The organism is Pseudomonas sp. 05N433 (assembly GCF_056396925.1).
The window spans coordinates 1-20,281 of record NZ_JBFTML010000060.1; the positions used below are offsets into that span (position 1 = coordinate 1).

The window sequence follows — 20,281 nt, forward strand, 5'->3', positions numbered from 1 at the left end:
TTCAATCTGAGCCATGATCAAACTCTTCAGTTCAAACATCTTTGGGTTTTTAAGAAACCCTAAACTTGGCTCAGCAATCGTTGGTTACATCTTTGATTTCTCGCGGAGTAACTTGTGATGCTGATAATCTTGTTGACTATCAGTCTGACCCCACAAGCACCCACACGAATTGCTTGATTCAGTTGTTAAAGAGCGGTTGGTTAAGATCTTTCGTCTCAACCGAGGCGCGCATTCTACAGCAGCCTCTGTTGCTGTCAAGCAGTAAATTTCAAATTTTCTTCATGAAATTCAACTACTTGCCGCCAACTCAGTTTCAAACTCCTCGTTAGCGGGAGGCGAATAATACAGTGTTTTATTTGGTGGTCAACCACCTGTTGTAATTATTTTTACCTAATCCATGCGGCTTAGGCGCAGTACCGACTTCTGCCTCATGAGCAGTCCAGGCTTTGCTTGCATTACCCGTCGACAAACCCGCCCTCTTTACCAGCTGCGCTATGATCGCGCCCCTCTGCGCCAGGATTCTTGAACGGGATGTCCATGTCTTTGCCACTAGCTGACGCTCATCAATCACTACCACCCGTACTCGTCGGCCCGTTATTGCGGCGCCTGGAACCTGCGCGGCTGGTGCTCTGGCTGGTCGGGTCGCGTGCGCTGGCGCTGACGCTGCGCCTGCAAGGCATCGATATCCGCCTCAATGCGGATCAATGCACGATCATTCCCGTCGGCACTCATGCCTTTATTCATCTAATCGATGTACCGCTGAACACCGCCCTGCCCTGCGACACGCTAATCGAGTACGACCTGCTGATCACCGAGGCGGATGGCGCTCCGTCGGGCATCGCCGAATGGGCACCTCACCTACTATATGGCGAAGCGCGCTGCCCGAACTTTGTGTTGCGCTCACAGATCGATCAGTTGCTGCATGGCTCCTGCCGTAAACCTCACCATCCGGCGGCCGATGGCTTGCTGTGTGTCGACCGGTTGCTCGCGTCAGAGCCGGACGCAAGCAAGCGTCCGGCTCTATTAATGATGAGCGGCGATCAGGTGTATGCAGATGATGTCGCGGGGCCAATGCTGCGTGCAATTCATGCCTTGATCGAACGCTTGGGGTTGTTCGACGAACACCTCGACGGCGCAGTGGTCAGCGTCAGCACCAAACTCTACGAACATCCGGCCAGCTACTACCATCGTGCGGATTTGTTACCGGCACTTGAGAGCAACGAAACCCTGCGCGAGCGATTTTTCGGTGGGGCGCGTAAGCCGATTTTCACCAGCAGCAGCGCCGACAATCATTTGGTGACCTTCGCCGAAGTCATGGCCATGTACCTGCTGGTGTGGTCGCCAACGCCCTGGACGTTGATCGCGCCGCAACCACCGACACTGACGCCCGAACGACGCAAGCGTTATGCCCTGGAGCAGACGCGCATCGATGGGTTCAAGGCGGGGCTGGGTGGCGTCGCGCGAGCGATGGCGCATTTGCCATGCCTGATGATTTTCGATGACCACGATATTACCGATGACTGGAATCTTTCTGCGCAATGGGAGGAAACGGCCTACAACCATCCGTTCTCCAAGCGCATCATCGGCAACGCGCTGCTTGTTTATATGTTGTGTCAGGGTTGGGGCAACAACCCGGATGCGTTTGGCAACGTACTGGAAAAAACCCGCTTATTGAGCGTCACGGGGCAAGACCATCACCTCGACAGCGAGATCCAGGACGAATTGATCGATGAACTGCTGAGTTTTCAGCAGTGGCATTACGTGCTGCCCACCCGCCCGGCGCTGGTGGTGCTCGACACCCGCACCCGGCGCTGGCGTAGCGAGATGAATCTCAAGCAGCCGTCGGGCCTGCTGGACTGGGAAGCGCTCAGTGAGCTGCAACAGGAATTGCTCGATCATTCTTCGGCGATCATCGTCTCACCGGCGCCGATCTTCGGCGTCAAATTGATCGAAACCGTACAGCGCGTGTTCAGTTGGTGCGGTTACCCACTGCTGGTGGACGCCGAAAACTGGATGGCTCATCGCGGCGCGGCTCAGGTGATCCTGAACATTTTCCGACACTCCCGCACACCCGGTAACTACGTGGTGCTGTCCGGTGATGTGCATTATTCCTTCGTCTATGAAGTATTGATCCGACACCGCAAGGCCGGCCCGCGTATCTGGCAGATCACCAGCAGCGGCATCAAAAACGAATTCCCACCCGCCCTGCTCGAATGGTTCGACCGCCTCAACCGTTGGCTCTACTCGCCCCGCTCGCCCCTTAACTGGCTGACCAAACGCCGACGCATGCGCATTGTTCCGCACATCCCCGAACACGCCGAAGCAGGGGAACGGTTGTGGAACTCGGCAGGAATTGGCCAAGTGTTCTTCAATGAAAAGGGCCAGCCACAGGATATTTATCAATTCAATGCGGATGGATCGCCGAAGACGCGAATGATCGCGCCAGAAATGTCCGAAACAGCCGACTGACTTCGCACGAATGACCATGAGTAATCATTACCCGGCCACCCTAAACCTCACTCGAACCCTGATCATCGGCAATTCCGGCTCGGGCAAGAGCTGGCTGGCCAAACGACTGGCCGAGCATCTGCAAGTGCCTTGTACCGATCTCGACCTGATTCACTGGGTATCCGATGAACACAGCATCGCCCGTCCCCGCAACGAAGCACTGGGAATGGCGCGGGTGGCGGCGAGTGAAGAGCGTTGGGTTATCGAGGGTGTTTACGGCTGGATGGTCAGCGAACTTGTGGAGCAGGCCACTGCGCTGATCTGGCTGTGTCTGGAGGACGAAGATTGCGTGAACAACATACGCCAGCGAGAAGCGAGGCGGGACGAGAAGGAAGAGTTGCTGATTGCGTTACTCGATTGGGCCGGCAGCTACCGTACTCGCCAAGGGTCCAGTGGATTTGCCGCCCATCAGCGTTTGTTTGACCGGTTTAGCGGGTCGAAACGCCAACTGATGAATCAGGCTGAAGTCTCGGCTTTCGTCAGTGCGGTGCAACCAACCGACTGATCGTCCCTGCCGTTTTCTGCGTGCGAATCGGACTCCTACATTGGACACGACTAGCTGGCGAGATTGTCAGAATGGGATTACATCGTTCGCAGAAACGTCTTGAAGAAGCTTCAGCGATACTTTAACCCAGCGTGGATATGTCGTCTGCGTAATGACCACTCGTAGGTGTCGCCTTGTCATCATGTACTCATTTCTGTACGTTTTTTGCCTTGAGCGAGGACTACAACATGCAAACCATCAGCTACACCACCGCACGTGCACATCTGGCCGAAACCATGGATCGGGTCAACGAAGACCGCACCCCATTACTGGTTACCCGCCAGAAAGGCGAACCTGTGGTGATGATGTCTCTGGCGGAGTACAACGCTCTCGAAGAGACAGCCTATCTGCTCCGTTCTCCAGCCAATGCCGAGCGACTGATCAAATCAATCGGTAACCTGCGAGCAGGGAAGACCAAAGTCAGGCAACTTATCGAAGAATGAATATCGAGTTCACTCCTGAAGGCTCGGACGACTATTTGTGGTTTCAGCAAAACGATAAGGCCGGGCTCAAACGAATCAACCTGCTGATCAAGGCGATCCTGCGTGAGCCCTTCGAAGGATTGGGCAAACCTGAACCGCTCAAACACAATCTGAGCGGCCTCTGGTCACGCCGAATCACCTCCGAGCATCGCCTGGTTTATGCAATCGAGAATGGTGAGGTGCGCATCGTGCTTTGCAGGTATCACTACTGAGCACATTCAGGCCGCTTTCACCGCCCGCCCCACTCCTCTGACAATCATTTCCACTTCCCGCTCATCAATCGTCAGCGGTGGCAGCAGGCGAATGGTCTTGCCCCGTGTCACGTTGATCAGCAAACCGTGATCCCGTGCGGCGATCAGGGTCAGGTCGCGGATTGGTTGGGCGAGTTCGATGCCGATCATCAATCCCTGGCCACGGATCACCAGGACGTTCGGATCGTCGGCCAGTTCGACGCGCAATCTGGCAAGCAGGCGTTCGCCCTGAAGTCTGGCGTTTTCCAGCAGGCCTTGTTCCTCGATGATCTCCAGCACGGTGCAACCCACCCGACACGCCAGCGGATTGCCGCCGAATGTACTGCCGTGGCTGCCAGGTGTGAATAAATCCGCAGCCCTGCCCCGAGCCAGGCAGGCACCGACGGGCACTCCATTACCCAGGCCTTTGGCCAAGGTCATGACGTCCGGGATGATGCCTTCGTGCTGAAACGCAAACCACTGGCCGGTACGGCCGATGCCGGTCTGGATTTCGTCGAGCATCATTAACCAGGCGCGTCGGTCACAGAGCTCACGCACTGCTTTGAGATAACCAGGCGGCGCCACTTGCACACCACTTTCGCCCTGAATCGGCTCCATCAGAATCGCCACAATGCGTGGGCCGTGGGCTTTCTGCGCCTTCTCCAGGGCAGCGAGGTCGCCGAATGGCACTTTAATGAAGTCCCCCGGCAACTTGTTATACCCCAGGCGCACCGCCGGGCCGTCACTGGCCGACAAGGTGCCGAGGGTCCGTCCGTGGAAAGCGTTCTCCATGACCACTACCAGCGGCTGCTCGATGCCTTTGTGCCAGCCGTAAAGCCGCGCAAGTTTCAGCGCAGTTTCGTTGGCTTCGGCACCGGAGTTATTGAAGAACGCCCGCTCCATGCCCGACAGCCGAACCAGTTTCTGCGCCAGTCGCTGTTGCCAGTCGATGCTGTACAGGTTGGATGTGTGCAACAGCAACCCGGCCTGTTCGCTGATGGCCGACACGATTCGCGGGTGGGAATGACCGACGTTGGTCACCGCCACGCCCGCCACCGCGTCCAGGTATTCACGACCGGCCTGATCCCACAGGCGCGTGCCCAGGCCTTTGCTGAAACTCAGGGCCAGAGGTTGGTAAGTGCTCATCAGGCAGGTGGCGGTCATGACATCAAGCTCCATCAATAGTCGGTGTTTTTGCAGTATGGTTAGCCACCTGAGCTGGATAAATACCGCAACACTTCAATCATTTTAAAGCTGAGCTTGATAATGGATTTATTCCAGGCAATGACCGTTTACGTAAGAGTGGTGGAAGCCGGCAGCATGACCGCCGCCGCTTTGCAGTGCGAAATGTCCACGACCATGGTCGGTAATCATCTGCGGGCTCTGGAGCAACGCCTGGGTGTGCGCTTGCTCAACCGTACGACACGGCGTCAGCGTTTGACGGAATTCGGCACGGCGTACTATCAGCGGTGTCTCGAAGTGCTGGGGCTGGTGGCTGACTCCGAACGCCTGGCCGAACAAACCCTCGACGAGCCGAGCGGCACTCTGCGCATCACCGCACCGCTGACCTTCGGCACCGAACGGCTCGCACCGGCCCTGAGCGAATTCACCCTGCGCTGCCCGCAAGTCAAACTCGATGTCGTTTTGACCAACCAGCGCCTGGACTTGCTCGACAACGGTTTCGACGTGGCGATTCGTCTGGGCACGACCGAGCTGTCCAACATGATTTCTCGCCCGCTCATCGACTACACGATGACCCTGTGCGCATCGAAGGATTATCTGGAGCGTCGAGGCACACCGCAGAAACCCGCCGACCTGCAACACCATGACTGTTTGGCCTTCGCCTACCCGGCCGGAGATGACTGGCACTCGGTAGCCAAACAATGGCGCCTGAAGGGGCCCGAAGGTGAAGTCATGGTGGCGGTCAGCGGGCCGATGTTGATCAACAGCTCGGCGGGGTTGCATCAAGCGGCGCGAACCGGCATGGGCATCGTGATGGTTCCCGATGCGCTGGTGGAACAAGACCTTCGGGACGGAAAACTGGTGGCCTTGATGCRGGACTACCAACTGCCAAGTCGGCCGATGAACCTGGTGTATGCCCAGGACCGCTACCGTTTGCCGAAATTGCGCAGCTTCGTTGACTTTGCACTGCAGTGGTGGGGCAAGCACTAGCCGGGGCAATACGCCATGAACTAATCTCCTCGACTGACGAGTCACGTTAATATCAGGACGGCAGGGAGACCGATGATGGGTGAGGCATCGAAAATCGAGCCGTTGAAGTTCGATCTGTCAGATTTTAACGAAGACATGCTGCACACCATTCTGGAACTGGTCAGCGATGGTATCTGGGACTGGAACGCCAACACCGGGTTCGTCTATCGCAACCCCGGGTGGTACGAGATGCTCGGCTATACGCCTCATTCCCTGGACAACAATGTGTTGACCTGGGAAAACGTGATCCACCCCGACGATTATTCGCGGGTCATGGCGTTGTTTGATGACTACCTGGATCAGCGCGCTCCCGGTTATCAGGCCGAGTATCGCTGTCGCATGCACGATGGCACTTACACCTGGATCGAGGATCGCGGCTACGTGCTGGCACGTAATGCCGACGGCTCGGTGGCGCGAATGATCGGCGCGCACCGCAGCATCGAAGACAAGAAACGCCTGATCGAAGAAATGGAGCGGCGTAATCAATCCCTGGAAGCCATCGTCAAGGAACGCACTCGGGAGTTGTCCCGGGTCAATCAGCAGTTACAGATTCAACTCGAAGAAAATCGTAAATTGGCAGAAACCGATGTGCTGACCGGCATCGCCAATCGCTATCGACTGGAGAAAACCCTGCCCAAGGAATGCGACCGCGCCCAACGCTTCCGCGAACCCCTGTCGCTGATCGCCATGGACCTCGATGACTTCAAAAACATCAACGATCACTACGGTCACGCCCTGGGAGATGCAGCGTTGGTGCAAGTGATCGAGAGTGTGAAGCACTGCGTGCGCAAAGGCGATCTGTTGGCGCGCTGGGGCGGTGACGAATTCATCCTGATTTTGCCCAATACCTTGTTGGCCGACGCCAGGTCACTCGCTGAAAGAATCCGTCATGGCCTGGCGAGCCTGCTGCCGGTCGGGGACTATCAAGTGACCATGAGTTTTGGCGTGGTGCAGCGCTTTGAAGAAGAACAACAGACCGGGTTGCTGGCCAGGGCCGATCAGGCGTTGTATCGGTCGAAAATCGCGGGCAAGAACCTGATTTCTGGGTGAGGCGACTCCGTCCTGTCAGCCGCCCTGCATGCCCGCTTTCACCAATACTGGTTTTTCCTGATACCGATTCGGAAACAGTTGCTTCAACTGCGCCACTTTCGGCAGGTCATTGATCACGATGTAGGGGTAGGTCGGATGCTCGGTCAGGAAGTCCTGATGCTCCTCTTCCGCCGGGTAGAAACCGTTGTAGCTTTCCAGCTTGGTGACAATCGGTTTATTGAACGAATGGGCAGCGTCGAGCTGGGTGATGTAAGCCTGGGCGACGCGTTGCTGTTCGGTGCTTTTCGGGAATAGCGCCGACCGATACTGAGTGCCTCGGTCCGGGCCCTGGCGGTTGAGTTCGGTGGGGTTGTGGACCACCGAGAAATAGATCTGCAGCAGGCTTCCGTAACTGACCTGAGCGGGATCGAAGGTCACTTCGACGGCCTCCGCATGGCCGGTGTCACCCTCGCTGACCCGCTCGTATTGAGCGGTATTGGCTGCGCCACCGGCATAACCGGAAACCGCATTTTTCACCCCTTTGACATGCTGGAACACGCCTTGGACGCCCCAGAAGCAACCGCCGGCAAAAACCGCCGTTTCGCTGTGCGCCTGGGTGGTTTCATCAAGCGTCGGCGCCGGGATGAGGACCGCCTCTTCGGCGCCTGCGAACGAGAATGCAGAGCACTGACCGATAACGCTGGCGGCGGCCAAACCCAGAAATGTGCGACGCCAGTTGAATGGGGTTTTCATGGGCTGTCTCCTGAATGAATGGGGGCTATCAACCAAAGGTAAACGCATACGCCGACACACCCGGATCGAGAAACTCGATGCTGAAGGTCCGGTCTTTTACGCCTGTGCTCTGGCGTACCAGTTGATACAACCGCTGCTCGGTGACGCTGCCGCGGCCATCAGGCGCGACGTCGATACCGTGGGCATCACCTGGGGGCTTGCCATCGATCAACACTTTGAAACGCACCGGTTTGCCGTCAGCACCGGGGCCCAACACCAAGTGCAAGTCGCGAGCGTGAAAGCGATAGACGATACGACTGGCCGCAGCGTTTGAAACGGCCCGCTCCGGACCGACAGCCCATTGACCGTCCAAGCTCCAGTCATTGAGGGCCAGTTGTGACGGTGGCTTATAGGCAGTCGCCTTGTCCGGCACCAGGCTGGTTTCAGAGGCGAAATGCTCCATCCGCCGGTAGCCGACATAGGTTTCGGGCGATTGCACTTCATTCATGTCCGGGGCGAGTTGAACACCCTGGGCGTTGGCATTGATCAGCCCCTGCGCGACTTTCGCCGCTCCCGCCTCACGCAACAGTTGCTGAATCACTTGCTCGGACTCGGCGTACTTGCCTTCACCAAAATGGTGATAACGAATGCGTCCCTGAGCATCGGCAAAGTAATGGGCCGGCCAGTATTCGTTGTTGAAAGCACGCCAGATCTTGTAGTCATTATCGATGGCCACCGGGTAGGTGATGCCCAGGTCCTTCATGGCTTTGGTGACATTGCCCACATCCCGTTCGAAGGCAAACTCGGGCGCATGGACACCGATCACCACCAAACCCTGATCGCGATACTTCTCAGCCCAGGCCTTCACATACGGCAGGGTGCGCAGGCAGTTGATGCAGGAGTAAGTCCAGAAATCCACCAGCACGACCTTGCCCTTCAACGCCTGAGCGGTGAGTGGGGGCGAGTTGAGCCATTGCACGGCGCCGTCCAGGGATGGAAGGCTGCCCTCAATCGGCAGCGCGTTCGCGGTCACTTTCATCGCATCTCCAGTGGCCATCATGCCGCCGGCGGGTTGATCGCCGGCCCGTGGAATCTGCGCCATCATCGCCCCGCTGTTGGCCGGAGTCTTACTGGCCAACCGGTTGACCAGCGCCTGTTCGAGACCGCCGGTGGACGCCGTTGAAACCCGCGCCAGAATCCCGGTGTCCAGTCCCAGGGCTATCGCCACCACACCAACCAGCATCGCAGCGCCCAGGCCTCGACGCAGCCACTCGCCCGCGCCTATCGAGCGCTTCATTGCGGCGAAGACTTTACCGCCCAGCAGCAGTGCCGCAGCGAGAGAAGTGGCGGCACCGGCCGCGTAAGCCAGCAGCAACAGAGTGGTTGCGATGCTTGCCCCTTGCAGCGCCGCACCGGTCAGCAGCAAACCCAGAATCGGCCCGGCGCAGGGTGCCCAGAGCAGGCCCGTGGCGACGCCGATCAGGAATGAAGCGCCGGGACGCGGCCGGGCATCGGCGCCCGCGGCTTGCGACAGCCGACCGCCGGCTGCCACCAGTGGACGCGTCAGGCGTTCGGCCAACCGCGGCAGCAACAGCGTCAACCCGAACAGTGCAACGAACAGCAACGCGAGCCAGCGACCGTATTGATTGACTTGCACCACCCAACCGCCGCCCACCGCCGCCAACGAGGCGACGAGCGCGAAGGTCAGCGCCATCCCCGCCAGCAGCGGCAAGCCACTTTTCATAAACGGCTGCCCGGTGCGAGCGAAGACAAAGGGCAATACCGGCAGAATGCACGGGCTGACAATCGTCAGCACACCACCGAGATAAGCGAGGACCAGAAGCCACATATCGTCGACCTGCATGAAGTGAGTGAAAGGAAGTGCCCATGGATTACGCCTGTGGCTTGAAGGTCAGCGCCAGGCCGTTCATGCAGTAGCGCAGCCCGGTGGGCTTTGGCCCATCCTCGAAGACATGCCCCAGATGACCGCCGCAACGACGACAGTGCACCTCTTCGCGCAATACACCGAAGGAGCGGTCCTGTCGGGTGGCCACCGCGTTGTCCAGGGGAGCCCAGAAACTCGGCCAGCCAGTACGACTGTCGAACTTGGTGTCGGAAGAAAACAACGGCAGATCACAACCGGCGCAGGCAAAAACGCCTTTGCGGTGCTCGTTGTTCAGCGGGCTGCTGTAGGCCCGTTCGGTGCCCTCTTCGCGCAGTATTTCGTACTGCTCGGCGCTGAGCCGGGCATGCCATTCGCTGTCGCTGTGGGTCACCTCGAAAACCTCCTGCGCGCGGGCTTCATCGACCAGCGCAACGCTTGTGGAAAATTTTGGCAATACACCGATCACCAGGGCTGCAGCCCCCAGCCCGCCGCTCGCTACAAGAAACTGTCGCCGTGAAAACATGGCCTTCTCCAAAATTCCAGGTGCCTTGCATGGAACACAGCCTAGGCTTGAGTTGATCGCCAAATCCTCACGAGGAGTTAAATAATTCGTGATAACTCAACCTCAGGAAAACCCGCACAATGTGTTCATTGCGTCACAAAGGATCGAGCTCCATGGAACAGACCAAACGCGTCCTGGTGGTCGAGGACGACCTGCACATCGCCGACCTTATCTGCCTGCATCTGCGTGATGAGCAGTTCGAGGTGGTGCACTGCGCCGACGGCGACGAGGGCATGCGTCTGTTGCAGCAAGGAAGCTGGGACGCACTGATCCTCGACCTGATGCTGCCCGGCGTCGATGGCCTGGAAATCTGCCGCCGCGCCCGGGCCATGGCCCGTTACACACCGATCATCATCACCAGTGCGCGCTCCAGCGAAGTACATCGGATTCTGGGACTGGAGCTGGGCGCAGACGATTACCTGGCCAAACCCTTTTCCATGCTCGAGCTGGTGGCACGGGTCAAGGCACTGCTGCGACGGGTCGACGCCATGGCCCGCAATCTGAAAATGGATGCTGGCAGTCTGATCAGCGATGGCCTGTCCATCGACCCGATCACCCGTGAAGTCTCCCTCGACGGCCGGCGTCTTGACCTCACGCCACGGGAATTCGACCTGCTGTACTTCTTTGTCCGTCAGCCTGGCAAAGTCTTCTCGCGCATGGACCTGCTCAATGCGGTGTGGGGCTACAGCCACGAAGGCTATGAACACACGGTCAACACTCATATCAACCGCCTGCGGGCAAAGATCGAGGCCGATCCGGCGCAACCGGCGCGCATCCTCACGGTGTGGGGCCGTGGCTACAAATTCGCAGCAAGCGGAGAGCAGCCATGAGGCTGACCCTGACTCAACGCCTGTCCCTGGTGTTCGCCGTGCTGTTGCTGGTGTGCTGCGGTACCTCGGCGTGGATGCAGGTGCGCTCCAGTCAGATGCATGAACTGGAAGTGGTGCAAGGCTTGTCGCGGGATCTGGCGCAACACATTGCCCACGACACCGTGCTGATGGACCGCAATGGCCCGATGCCCAATGCGGTGCGCGAACTGTTCAGCCAGCTGATGCTGGTCAATCCCAGTGTCGAGGTCTATCTGCTGGACACAGGAGGCCGGATTGTCGGCAGCGCCGCGCCCGAAGGCCGGATACACAGGGAGCAGGTCGATCTGCTGCCAATCCAGCGCTTGCTCAAAGGCGAGGCATTGCCGATTCTCGGCGACGATCCACGCAGCGTCGATGGTCGCAAGGTGTTCAGCGCCGCGCCTTTGCGGGTCAACGGTCAGCCGGCCGGTTATCTGTACGTGGTGTTGCTCAGCGAAGCGCATGACCGCTTCGCCGAGCGCGGAGCCACCAGCGCCGCACTCAATACCGCGTTGTTGTCCATCGGACTGGTGGCGTTGCTGTGCCTGATTGCCGGCCTCACGGCATTCGCCCTGATCACCCGGCCATTGCGTCGCTTGACCGAGAAAGTCAGTCAGTTCGATATCAAMGGCGTTCCGACCGCTTCGCCCGAACCTGAGCCGGAGCCCATGGAAAAGGCCGCCAGCCACGATGAAATAGCCGTACTCGACGCAGCCTTCCGACAGATGCAAGCGCGCCTCGGTGAACAATGGCGCTCGCTGACCCGTCAGGATCAGGAGCGTCGCGAACTGGTGGCCAACATTTCCCACGACCTGCGCACACCGCTGGCCTCGCTGCACGGTTACCTGGAAACCCTTTCGCTCAAGGACGCCACCTTGTCCCCCGCCGACCGCCGTCGTTATCTGGGAATCGCCCTGGATCAAAGCCGCAAGGTCGGCGGCCTGGCGCAATCACTGCTGGAACTGGTGCGGCTGGAACACGGTTTCGTGCAACCGGTGCTGGAGCGTTTCTCCCTGACCGATCTGGTGCAGGACATTTTTCAGAAATTCGAACTCAGCGCCGAAGCGCGCCAGATTGAACTCAAGGCCACCTTCGCCCCCAACGTCGCCGTGGCCTGCGCCGACCTGGGGCTGATCGAGCGGGTGCTGACCAATTTGTTCGACAACGCCCTACGCCACACGCCCCCAGGCGGAGAAATCGAACTCAGCCTCCGCCCCCAAGGGTCTTTTATCGAAGTGACCGTCAGCGACACCGGTCCTGGCATCGCCCCCCCATTACGTGAAGGGCTGTTCCTGCGTCCATTCAACATTGGTGGCGCACGGCGCGATGGCGGGCTGGGATTGCGGATCGTGCACCGAATCCTGCAATTGCACGGTCGCGAGATCGAGCTGATTGATGTGCCGGGACGCGGCGCGACTTTTCGCTTCTCCTTACCGGTGGATGAGCAAACGGCGGAGCAATGGATGACTCGTTCGATGAATATGAATTCGACGGGGAAATAGTCGATAGCCTCGGCCATGGCAGCAGCTATTATCCGGACTCTTCATTCCCGGCACGGATGCTACGTAATGCTCAATACCCTGCAAAACACCCCGCTATGGGTTTATGCGATCTTTCTGCTGCTCTGTTACTACGGCGTCAAAGCCTTATCCCCAACCCATGAAAGCAAAACGTCGTTGCTTGTCACTCCACCGCTTTTGCTCGGCTGGTCGTTGTACTCGCTGAACCTGACGCTGAACCCTCAACTATCGATTGGCTGCTGGTTGGCCGCCGTCATTATGGGCAGCCTCACGGCACTGGTTGTATTTGCGCACAAGGGTATTGAGCTGGATGATCCGGAAACCGGGCTGATCGTGCCGGGCACGGTTAAAACACCGGTGCTCTACCTGCTGTTTTTTGCCGTGAACTATTACTTTGGCTATCAGGATGAGGTGCATCCGGAGTTCGCCGTCACTGTTGAGATGTTGCTGCTCAAGGCCACGGCGTCAGGTTTTGTCTGCGGATTGATCAGCGGGCGGGCGCTGAAACTTTATCGGGTGCTACTGACACTCCAGGCAAAACGCCCGCAGATGTCAGTCAGCTAAAAGCGCTCTCACCAAAAATGCAGACCAGCCACCGGTTCATCCGTGACAACGCAGCGCTGGTCCAATAGATTAGGCGGCCTGAAAAAGCCCCGTGCTTTCTCGCCTCTATCCAAGTTAAAGAAGTAGTGAAATTTCAATGTCCGATTCCAATACCGCTGAATCCGTAGTCACCTTGTCGTCCAAAGCGGAATACGAAAACTCCATCAATCTTTCACAACACGTGCCTCAGGCCAAGACCATCAGCGAGATGGTTCTGGACGCTTTTCAATCCACCCGGGAAAGCGACCAGATCCGCGAACTGCGCGCCGCGATTCGCCAGGCTCACGACAGCTTCGATGACGATAAAGCCTACGAATTGATGGGCGAACTCAAGCAATTGAAAGACGCCGAAGCGGCCGATATTGCCGCCCTGGAAGACCTGAGCAGCAAATTCCCGATCAGCCGCATTCTGTCCAGCTTCAAGGACGACCCGGCGTTCCAGGAAATCGTTTATGGCTTGGCGCTGAAAGTGCTGAACCAGACTCACCAAGCCATCAGCAACCCGAGCAGCGGCAAGAGCAAAGCGGCTCGCGCCAAAAAAGAAGTCGAAGTGTTCACCATCAGCAAGGACGGCATCAGCGTCACCCTGCCCCTGCGCACCCCGCGCTCGCGCCTGAACGTTGACCGTGAAGCGCTGGAATTCCTGGGCTTCACTTTCGTCGGCGAAGGTGAAGAAGCGGAGCTGGAAAGCGAGACGTTCCTGGACAATGCCGGGGCCGAACAACCGGTCAACCGAAAAAACATCATCACCGCGCTGCAGCAGCAGACCGCGTTCGACGGTTACAGCATCGCCGCGCAGTAACGCTAAACGCTGCACACAAAAATCCCCGCCATCAAGCGGGGATTTTTATTGCCTGTACACCAATCGTGATTAAACGAAAAAGCCCCGCCCTTCTCACGAAGGGCGGGGCTTTTCTTTACAACATCCGACGCTTAAGGCGCGTACGTCAGCAACAACTCGCTCGGCACTTTGAAGTCCAAAGACATCATCACGCTCAACGCGGTAATGGTGAAGATCGAGAACACGAACAGCTTGCGTGCCCAGACCGTGTCATCCACTGCCTTGTAGCCGGTCCAGGCCATGTACAGCCAGTACATGCCCATGGCCGCGGCGACGGCGAGGTAGCTCATGCCGGCGTAGCCGCTGAAGGTCAGCATCAAGGTCGCCACGAGGAAGGCCAGGATGTAGAGCAGGATGTGTTTCTTGGCCACTTCAATGCCGCGCTTCACTGGCAGCACCGGAATCGATGCGGCCAGGTAATCGTTGAAGCGGAAGATTGCGATGGCGTAGGAATGCGGCATCTGCCACAGGCTGAACATCACCAGCAACGTCAGTGCGGCCATGTCGAAGTTATTGCTGACCGCGACGTAACCGATCACCGGTGGCATCGCCCCCGACAGACTGCCCACCAGCGTGCCGTGAACCGACTTGCGCTTGAGGTACAGGCTGTAGAAGCCGACGTAGATGACAAAACCGATCACCGCGAACAACGCGGCCAACGGGTTGGCCACCTTGTACAACAACGCAACGCCGGCGACACCCAGGACGGTCGCATAAGCCAGGGCCAGTTTCAGGGAGATCAAGCCCTGGACCAGCACCCGGTTCTTGGTGCGTTCCATCTTCAGGTCGATGTCGCGGTCGATGCAGTTGTTGAACACGCAACCGGAAGCCACGACCAGGGACGTGCCGATCATCGCGGCCAGGAAAATGGCCAGATCGACATGCCCTTTGGAGGCCAGGAAAAATCCGCCTGCCACAGAAAGCACGTTACCGAAAATGATCCCCGGTTTGGTGATTTGGATAAAGTGCTTAAAGGACATCCGGACTTACCTCACTTCGCCATCATGTTGGTGTGGATGCTGAACATGATCCACAGCGACAGGCCAACCAGCAGGACAATCACGATCGCGGCGAAAACAAACGCAATCACGTTGTTACGCTGCGCGGCGGAACGGTCGAGGTGGAGGAAGTACACCAGGTGCACCAGCACCTGGATAACGGCGAAAGCCAGTACGATCCACAGGGTCAGCGACTTCGGCAGCGACGGGTACATCACCAGACCGAACGGGATCAGGGTCAGGATTACCGACAGGACGAAGCCAATGACGTAGGACTTGACGCTGCCGTGACCGGCGTCGTCATGAGAGTGCGCGTTAGCCATTTACATAGTCCCCATCAGATAAACAACGGTGAATACGCAGATCCACACCACGTCCAGGAAGTGCCAGAACAGGCTCAGGCAGCTCAGACGGGTCTTGTTGGTCGCCGTCAGGCCTTTTTTCTGCACCTGGTACATCATGATCGCCATCCAGATCAGACCGCTGGTCACGTGCAGACCGTGGGTGCCGACCAGGGTGAAGAACCCGGACAGGAAGCCCGAACGGTTAGGGCCATAGCCCTCGGAGATCAGCATGTGGAACTCGTTGATCTCCATGCCGATGAAGCCGGCACCGAACAGGAAGGTCAGGGCCAGCCAGCCCAGGACCTGCTTCTTGTTGCCACGGAAGAACGCCAGCATGGCGAAGCCGTAGGTGATCGAACTGAACAGCAGCAGAGCGGTTTCGCCCAGTACGTATGGCAGTTCGAAGATGTCGTGGCCCGACGGGCCACCCGCTACGTTGTTAACCAGTACCGCGTACGCTGCGAAGATCGACGCAAACAGAATGCAGTCGGTCATCAGGTAGAGCCAGAAACCGAATACGGTCATCTCGCCCGAGTCGTGGTGATGGTCATCATGCCCATGTCCATCGACATGGGTGTGTCCAGCATTGGTCACTAAGTTCGACATGGTTTAAGCCTGTTCCAACGAGGTTTCAACACGGGTGGTGGTGGCTGGGACTTTCCCGGCTGCTACCAGACGCTTGTGCTGCTCGGCTTCGATGCGCTCGATCACGTCGACCGGCACGTAGTAGCCTTGATCATCACGGGCCGCGTGGATCGCGAAGTAGATCACGGTGCCTGCCAGGCTGGCTATTGCCAACCACCAGATGTGCCAGATCATCGCGAAACCGAATACGGTCAACAGTGCGCCCATGACCACACCGGTCGCGGTGTTGTTTGGCATGTGGATCGGCTCGTACTTGGTCGGAGCCTTGTACGCGGTGCCGTTTTCCTTGGCTTCGGTGAACGGGTCGACAACGTCGGCTTTTGGCAGCACGGCGAAGTTGTAGAACGGAGGTGGCGAGGAGGTCGACCATTCCAGGGTGTGGGCATTCCATGGGTCGCCGTGCTCGCACATGTTCTGCGGCAGCTTGCGGTCACGGATACTCACGTACAGCTGGATCAGCTGGCAGGCGATACCCGCAGCGATCATCACCGCACCGAACATGGCAACGTACAGGTACGGCACCCACTCAGGGTTGGTGGTGGCGTTCAGACGACGGGTCATACCCATGAAGCCCAGTACATAGAGCGGCATGAACGCGACGAAGAAGCCGGAGATCCAGAACCAGAATGCTGCCTTGCCCCAGCCTTCGTGCAGCTTGAAGCCGAACGCTTTCGGGAAGTAGAAGGCGAAGCCTGCGATGTAACCGAATACCGCGCCGCCGATGATCACGTTGTGGAAGTGCGCGATCACGAACAGGCTGTTGTGCAGTACGAAGTCAGCACCCGGGATGGCCAGCAGTACGCCGGTCATGCCGCCGATGGCGAAGGTCACCATGAAGCCCAGGGTCCACATCACCTGGCTGGTGAAGCGCAGACGGCCCTGGTAGATGGTGAACAGCCAGTTGAACAGCTTCACACCCGTCGGGATGGAAATCAGCATCGTCGCCAGACCGAAGAAGGCGTTGACGCTGGCACCCGAACCCATGGTGAAGAAGTGGTGCAGCCAAACCATGAAGCCCAGGATCGAGATCGCGCCCGAAGCGTAGATCATCGAATGGTGGCCGAACAGCTTCTTGCCGGTGAAGGTCGAGATGACTTCGGAGAAGATACCGAACGCCGGCAGGATCAGGATGTAAACCTCAGGGTGACCCCAAGCCCAGAACAGGTTGACGTACATCATCGGATTACCACCAAGTTCATTGGTGAAAATGTGGAAATCCATGTAACGGTCAAGCGTCAGCAAAGCCAGGGTAGCGGTCAGGATCGGGAACGAAGCCACGATCAGGACGTTGGCCCAGGTGCAGGTCCAGGTGAAGATCGGCATGTCCATCAGCTTCATGCCAGGGGTACGCATTTTCAGCACGGTGGCCAGGAAGTTGACCCCCGTCAGCGTCGTACCTAGCCCGGATAGCTGCAGCGCCCAGATGTAGTAATCCATCCCCACGCCCGGACTGTATTGCAGACCCGACAGCGGCGGATAGGCAACCCAACCAGTCTTGGCGAATTCGCCTACGCCCAGGGACAGGTTGATCAGCACCACGCCGGAAACCAGCAGCCAGAAGCTCAGGGAGTTCAGGAACGGGAAGGCAACGTCACGCGCGCCGATCTGCAACGGCACTGCAAGGTTCATCAGGCCGGTGAAGAATGGCATCGCCATGAAAATGATCATGATCACACCGTGGGCGGTGAAGATCTGGTCATAGTGTTCAGGTGGCAGGTAGCCAGGCGAACCCTCGGTGGCCATGGCCAATTGGGTACGCATCATGATGGCGTCGGCAAAGCCACGCAGCAGCATGACCATGGCGACGACGATGTACATCACGCCGATTTTCTTGTGGTCGACCGAGGTCAACCACTCGGTCCACAAATAGGTCCACTTCTTGAAGTAGGTGATTGCAGCGAACAGTGCCAGACCACCGAGCGCGATCATGGCGATGGTCACCATTACGATCGGTTCGTGGAACGGGACCGCTTCCCAACTTAATTTACCAAACATCGTTTACTCCTCTGCCCCGGCAGCTGAATGCGAACTCATGTCCATTCCTTCCATGGCGGCCACTTCGTGCTCTTTCTTCTCGTGGTGCACTGGCTTGCCCGGTTTCATGCCTTCGTACTTGTCGACGATGATCTGGAACAGGTTCGGCGTGACCGAGGAGTAAAGCTCGACTGGGTTGTTCTGGCTTTGTTTGGACAGGGCTGCGTATTCAGCTTGTTCAAGCTGTTTAGGTGCCTTTTTGACTTCGCTTACCCAGGCGTCGAAATCTTCCTGAGAAGTGGCGATAGCTTTGAATTTCATGCCGGTGAAACCCGCGCCGCTGTAGTTGGCGGAGATACCGTCCATTTCAGCGTTCTGGTTGGCGATCAGGTGCAGTTTGGTCTGCATGCCCGCCATCGCGTAGATCTGACCGCCCAGAGCAGGGATGAAGAACGAGTTCATCACGGCGTCGGAAGTGATCTTGAAGTTGATCGGGGTGTGCGCCGGGAACACGATCTTGTTGACCGTGGCGATGCCTTGTTCCGGGTAGATGAACAGCCACTTCCAGTCCAGCGCGACCACTTCAATGGTGACCGGCTTGACGTCGGATTCCAGCGGCTTGTAAGGATCCAGTGCGTGGGTCGACTTGTAGGTGACGTAACCCAGGGCAATGATGATCAGTACCGGAATAGTCCACACCGCGATTTCGATCTTGGTGGAGTGGGACCATTTTGGCGTGTAGACGGCGTCCTGGTTGGAAGCGCGGTATTTCCAGGCGAACAGGAACGTCATGACGATGACCGGCACGACGACCAACAGCATCAGCAGCGTTGCGGTGATGATCAGGTTTCGCTCATCCAGGCCGACCTGGCCCTTGGGATCGAGCAAGGTCATGTTGCAGCCTCCCAGCAACAACGTGCCGAGCAGCGGCAATAAGCCTAGTAGTCTGGGGTACCTGTTTTTACTCATCTCACGACCTCTAAAGCAGCTTGCGCAATGCAGTTGGGTTTTGATCGCCAACACTTCACCCTGCCAAGGGTTGGCATTTTTCTTGGATTGAATAAGGGCCTGCCCGTCGCGCGTCAGACGCGGTTCGACAATTGCTGGGCCTGCGGTGTGTTCTTATTCGAATTCGTGGTCAAGGGCCTTGTTACAGACCAATTCCATTTGGTGCGGATCGTCGGAAGGCACCGACAATGGGGGGTCGCATGAAGCCATCAGGCTTCTCGACGCCCTGTTCTACTCATAAGCCTGAGTCAGGATGAGCAGTGCCGGGAATTCAGTGCGGGCGATTGTAGATATGTAGCGATTCATAAACCATGTCTCATCCCGAAATAATTTTTATCCGTTCCAGCAACAATCATTCACGGTTTTTGCAAAAGTGGGCCATGGTATCGAAATTAATTCTCAACAAAAACACCAAAAAATGTAGGTGTACCGCGCGAAGTTCAGACAGCTTCCTGGGCTCTGCGCTCGCCTCAGACCCTGCTCTACCCCCTATGTGACAAGGGCTTTGGCCATTCGCCAGCCCCTGTTAAAACTGCCTGTTTCGGCTGATTGGCACCGAAAGCGGCAATGGCTTGCAGAGCCTGTTTTGGGTACCTTGAGGTGTCCCGATTCCATGTCTTGAAATGACTTGCGACACTCGAGCTGTGACAACATGTCGCACACATGCCGCATCCATAATTGTCGCGCATCAAGGTCTTTTCATTTGAGCTTTGAACATGCAAAACGCCCCGGCCTCTGAACGAGGACCGGGGCGTTTTTTGTTTCCTGCAACGGTGTGGCGGACGGTCTCAGCGCAGGGCTTTGCGGTTACGCCAAGTGAGCAGCGGCACCAGCACCACGACCAGCACGAACGCCGTCAGCGCCCACTGTGCCAGGGACAAACCAAGGATCGGCGGGTACGGCGTGGAGCAGAAACCGTCGACCTGGAAGCCCAGCGGGAAGATCTTCGCCAGCGGCAGGCCGTCGACGATCGGTTGCAGCACATCGATGCCACAGCTGACTTCCGGGTACAGCTGGGTATAGACGTGATGCCCGGCCACCCCGACGCCTGCGATGGCGCTGATCACCACCAACGCCTCGAACAGCGTGATGCTGCGGCGGGTGCGCATCGCTGCGCCGATAAACGCGAAGAGCGCGATCAGCAACAATGCGTAGCGCTGCAAGATGCACAGCGGGCACGGCGCCTCGCCCAGCACCACTTGCATGTACAGCGCGCCACCGATCAGCGCCAGGCAGATGATGCCCAGCAACACCAGATAGCGCCGTTCACGTCCCAACCGCATTGTTTCCTCGCTCATCGCGTTTCCCTTCTGTGTC

At 57.9% G+C, this 20,281-nt stretch carries 20 protein-coding genes; 10 read left to right on the forward strand and 10 right to left on the reverse strand.

Annotation, left to right across the window (positions count from 1 at the left end):
* The first annotated feature begins 531 nt into the window (after window positions 1-531).
* From AC1DIS_RS25120 to AC1DIS_RS25135, 4 genes are all read left to right on the forward strand, one after another.
* Window positions 532-2,469 carry an alkaline phosphatase D family protein gene (locus AC1DIS_RS25120; RefSeq protein ID WP_477748667.1) on the forward strand — a complete coding sequence of 646 codons (1,938 nt, stop codon included), beginning with the start codon at window positions 532-534 and terminating at the stop codon, window positions 2,467-2,469.
* Between the two features lie 16 nt (window positions 2,470-2,485).
* Window positions 2,486-3,013, forward strand: a complete 528-nt coding sequence (locus AC1DIS_RS25125; RefSeq protein ID WP_018930170.1) for a P-loop NTPase family protein — start codon at window positions 2,486-2,488, stop codon at window positions 3,011-3,013.
* A 227-nt stretch (window positions 3,014-3,240) separates the two neighbouring features.
* The gene (locus tag AC1DIS_RS25130) at window positions 3,241-3,495 is read left to right on the forward strand and encodes a type II toxin-antitoxin system Phd/YefM family antitoxin (RefSeq protein WP_477744658.1); all 255 of its coding nucleotides are present in this window, start codon (window positions 3,241-3,243) and stop codon (window positions 3,493-3,495) included.
* Window positions 3,492-3,746 carry a Txe/YoeB family addiction module toxin gene (locus tag AC1DIS_RS25135; RefSeq protein ID WP_064616223.1) on the forward strand — a complete coding sequence of 85 codons (255 nt, stop codon included), beginning with the start codon at window positions 3,492-3,494 and terminating at the stop codon, window positions 3,744-3,746. The genes AC1DIS_RS25130 and AC1DIS_RS25135 overlap by 4 nt, the downstream gene beginning before the upstream one ends.
* A 6-nt stretch (window positions 3,747-3,752) precedes the next feature.
* Here the strand turns inward: AC1DIS_RS25135 and AC1DIS_RS25140 are convergent, their stop codons facing one another.
* Window positions 3,753-4,928, reverse strand: coding sequence for an aspartate aminotransferase family protein (locus tag AC1DIS_RS25140; RefSeq protein WP_019651780.1), 1,176 nt, complete (start codon window positions 4,926-4,928; stop codon window positions 3,753-3,755).
* A gap of 102 nt (window positions 4,929-5,030) precedes the next feature.
* Between AC1DIS_RS25140 and AC1DIS_RS25145 the strand changes: the two genes are divergently transcribed.
* Window positions 5,031-5,936 (forward strand): LysR family transcriptional regulator, encoded by a 906-nt coding sequence (locus tag AC1DIS_RS25145; RefSeq protein WP_477781145.1) that lies wholly within the window; start codon window positions 5,031-5,033, stop codon window positions 5,934-5,936.
* A 75-nt stretch (window positions 5,937-6,011) separates the two neighbouring features.
* The gene (locus tag AC1DIS_RS25150) at window positions 6,012-7,025 is read left to right on the forward strand and encodes a sensor domain-containing diguanylate cyclase (RefSeq protein WP_477744659.1); all 1,014 of its coding nucleotides are present in this window, start codon (window positions 6,012-6,014) and stop codon (window positions 7,023-7,025) included.
* 15 nt (window positions 7,026-7,040) lie between these two features.
* Here the strand turns inward: AC1DIS_RS25150 and msrA are convergent, their stop codons facing one another.
* Genes msrA through msrB form a run of 3 tightly spaced genes read right to left on the reverse strand, consistent with a single transcriptional unit; the run spans window position 7,041 to window position 10,144 of the window.
* The gene (gene msrA / locus AC1DIS_RS25155) at window positions 7,041-7,757 is read right to left on the reverse strand and encodes a peptide-methionine (S)-S-oxide reductase MsrA (protein ID WP_018930166.1); all 717 of its coding nucleotides are present in this window, start codon (window positions 7,755-7,757) and stop codon (window positions 7,041-7,043) included.
* Window positions 7,758-7,785: 28 nt separating this feature from the next.
* Window positions 7,786-9,585 (reverse strand): cytochrome c biogenesis protein DipZ, encoded by a 1,800-nt coding sequence (locus tag AC1DIS_RS25160; RefSeq protein ID WP_477744660.1) that lies wholly within the window; start codon window positions 9,583-9,585, stop codon window positions 7,786-7,788.
* Window positions 9,586-9,628: 43 nt separating this feature from the next.
* Window positions 9,629-10,144 (reverse strand): peptide-methionine (R)-S-oxide reductase MsrB, encoded by a 516-nt coding sequence (gene msrB, locus AC1DIS_RS25165; RefSeq protein WP_018930164.1) that lies wholly within the window; start codon window positions 10,142-10,144, stop codon window positions 9,629-9,631.
* 152 nt (window positions 10,145-10,296) lie between these two features.
* Here msrB and AC1DIS_RS25170 point away from each other — a divergent pair, with 152 nt between their 5' ends.
* The 4 genes from AC1DIS_RS25170 to AC1DIS_RS25185 all read left to right on the forward strand — a co-directional run bounded on the left by AC1DIS_RS25170 (window position 10,297) and on the right by AC1DIS_RS25185 (window position 13,956).
* Window positions 10,297-11,013 carry a response regulator transcription factor gene (locus AC1DIS_RS25170; RefSeq protein WP_018930163.1) on the forward strand — a complete coding sequence of 239 codons (717 nt, stop codon included), beginning with the start codon at window positions 10,297-10,299 and terminating at the stop codon, window positions 11,011-11,013.
* Window positions 11,010-12,533, forward strand: coding sequence for a sensor histidine kinase (locus AC1DIS_RS25175; RefSeq protein WP_477781146.1), 1,524 nt, complete (start codon window positions 11,010-11,012; stop codon window positions 12,531-12,533). Before AC1DIS_RS25170 ends, AC1DIS_RS25175 begins: the two co-directional genes overlap by 4 nt.
* Window positions 12,534-12,599: 66 nt before the next feature.
* A complete protein-coding gene (locus tag AC1DIS_RS25180; protein WP_086946440.1) occupies window positions 12,600-13,115 on the forward strand; it encodes a hypothetical protein in 516 nt (171 codons plus the stop codon).
* A gap of 136 nt (window positions 13,116-13,251) precedes the next feature.
* Window positions 13,252-13,956, forward strand: a complete 705-nt coding sequence (locus AC1DIS_RS25185) for a hypothetical protein (RefSeq protein WP_018930160.1) — start codon at window positions 13,252-13,254, stop codon at window positions 13,954-13,956.
* A 131-nt stretch (window positions 13,957-14,087) separates the two neighbouring features.
* On the opposite strand, the gene cyoE is transcribed toward AC1DIS_RS25185, so the two are convergent.
* The 6 genes from cyoE to AC1DIS_RS25215 form a co-directional block, all read right to left on the reverse strand.
* On the reverse strand, window positions 14,088-14,975 hold the full coding sequence (cyoE, locus tag AC1DIS_RS25190) for a heme o synthase (RefSeq protein ID WP_007941628.1): 888 nt from the start codon (window positions 14,973-14,975) through the stop codon (window positions 14,088-14,090).
* Window positions 14,976-14,986: 11 nt separating this feature from the next.
* Complete coding sequence (gene cyoD, locus AC1DIS_RS25195; protein ID WP_007941629.1) at window positions 14,987-15,316, reverse strand: cytochrome o ubiquinol oxidase subunit IV; 330 nt, start codon at window positions 15,314-15,316, stop codon at window positions 14,987-14,989.
* Complete coding sequence (locus AC1DIS_RS25200) at window positions 15,317-15,943, reverse strand: cytochrome o ubiquinol oxidase subunit III (RefSeq protein ID WP_007941630.1); 627 nt, start codon at window positions 15,941-15,943, stop codon at window positions 15,317-15,319.
* A gap of 3 nt (window positions 15,944-15,946) precedes the next feature.
* On the reverse strand, window positions 15,947-17,977 hold the full coding sequence (gene cyoB / locus AC1DIS_RS25205) for a cytochrome o ubiquinol oxidase subunit I (RefSeq protein WP_018930157.1): 2,031 nt from the start codon (window positions 17,975-17,977) through the stop codon (window positions 15,947-15,949).
* Window positions 17,978-17,980: 3 nt separating this feature from the next.
* On the reverse strand, window positions 17,981-18,925 hold the full coding sequence (cyoA, locus tag AC1DIS_RS25210) for a ubiquinol oxidase subunit II (protein WP_026286728.1): 945 nt from the start codon (window positions 18,923-18,925) through the stop codon (window positions 17,981-17,983).
* An 827-nt stretch (window positions 18,926-19,752) separates the two neighbouring features.
* Window positions 19,753-20,262, reverse strand: coding sequence for a disulfide bond formation protein B (locus AC1DIS_RS25215; RefSeq protein ID WP_019582334.1), 510 nt, complete (start codon window positions 20,260-20,262; stop codon window positions 19,753-19,755).
* Window positions 20,263-20,281 lie beyond the last annotated feature (19 nt).

Bases quoted from the DNA above. Each gene is read 5' to 3' on its own strand.
- AC1DIS_RS25125 (WP_018930170.1), top strand. From the start codon at position 2,486: ATGAGTAATCATTACCCGGCCACCCTAAACCTCACTCGAACCCTGATC.
- AC1DIS_RS25180 (WP_086946440.1), top strand. From the start codon at position 12,600: ATGCTCAATACCCTGCAAAACACCCCGCTATGGGTTTATGCGATCTTT.
- AC1DIS_RS25200 (WP_007941630.1), bottom strand. From the start codon at position 15,943: ATGTCGAACTTAGTGACCAATGCTGGACACACCCATGTCGATGGACAT.
- AC1DIS_RS25140 (WP_019651780.1), bottom strand. From the start codon at position 4,928: ATGACCGCCACCTGCCTGATGAGCACTTACCAACCTCTGGCCCTGAGT.
- cyoD (WP_007941629.1), bottom strand. From the start codon at position 15,316: ATGGCTAACGCGCACTCTCATGACGACGCCGGTCACGGCAGCGTCAAG.
- cyoA (WP_026286728.1), bottom strand. From the start codon at position 18,925: ATGAGTAAAAACAGGTACCCCAGACTACTAGGCTTATTGCCGCTGCTC.
- AC1DIS_RS25185 (WP_018930160.1), top strand. From the start codon at position 13,252: ATGTCCGATTCCAATACCGCTGAATCCGTAGTCACCTTGTCGTCCAAA.
- AC1DIS_RS25215 (WP_019582334.1), bottom strand. From the start codon at position 20,262: ATGAGCGAGGAAACAATGCGGTTGGGACGTGAACGGCGCTATCTGGTG.
- cyoB (WP_018930157.1), bottom strand. From the start codon at position 17,977: ATGTTTGGTAAATTAAGTTGGGAAGCGGTCCCGTTCCACGAACCGATC.
- AC1DIS_RS25120 (WP_477748667.1), top strand. From the start codon at position 532: ATGTCCATGTCTTTGCCACTAGCTGACGCTCATCAATCACTACCACCC.
- AC1DIS_RS25170 (WP_018930163.1), top strand. From the start codon at position 10,297: ATGGAACAGACCAAACGCGTCCTGGTGGTCGAGGACGACCTGCACATC.
- msrB (WP_018930164.1), bottom strand. From the start codon at position 10,144: ATGTTTTCACGGCGACAGTTTCTTGTAGCGAGCGGCGGGCTGGGGGCT.
- msrA (WP_018930166.1), bottom strand. From the start codon at position 7,757: ATGAAAACCCCATTCAACTGGCGTCGCACATTTCTGGGTTTGGCCGCC.
- AC1DIS_RS25150 (WP_477744659.1), top strand. From the start codon at position 6,012: ATGGGTGAGGCATCGAAAATCGAGCCGTTGAAGTTCGATCTGTCAGAT.
- cyoE (WP_007941628.1), bottom strand. From the start codon at position 14,975: ATGTCCTTTAAGCACTTTATCCAAATCACCAAACCGGGGATCATTTTC.
- AC1DIS_RS25135 (WP_064616223.1), top strand. From the start codon at position 3,492: ATGAATATCGAGTTCACTCCTGAAGGCTCGGACGACTATTTGTGGTTT.
- AC1DIS_RS25130 (WP_477744658.1), top strand. From the start codon at position 3,241: ATGCAAACCATCAGCTACACCACCGCACGTGCACATCTGGCCGAAACC.
- AC1DIS_RS25160 (WP_477744660.1), bottom strand. From the start codon at position 9,585: ATGTGGCTTCTGGTCCTCGCTTATCTCGGTGGTGTGCTGACGATTGTC.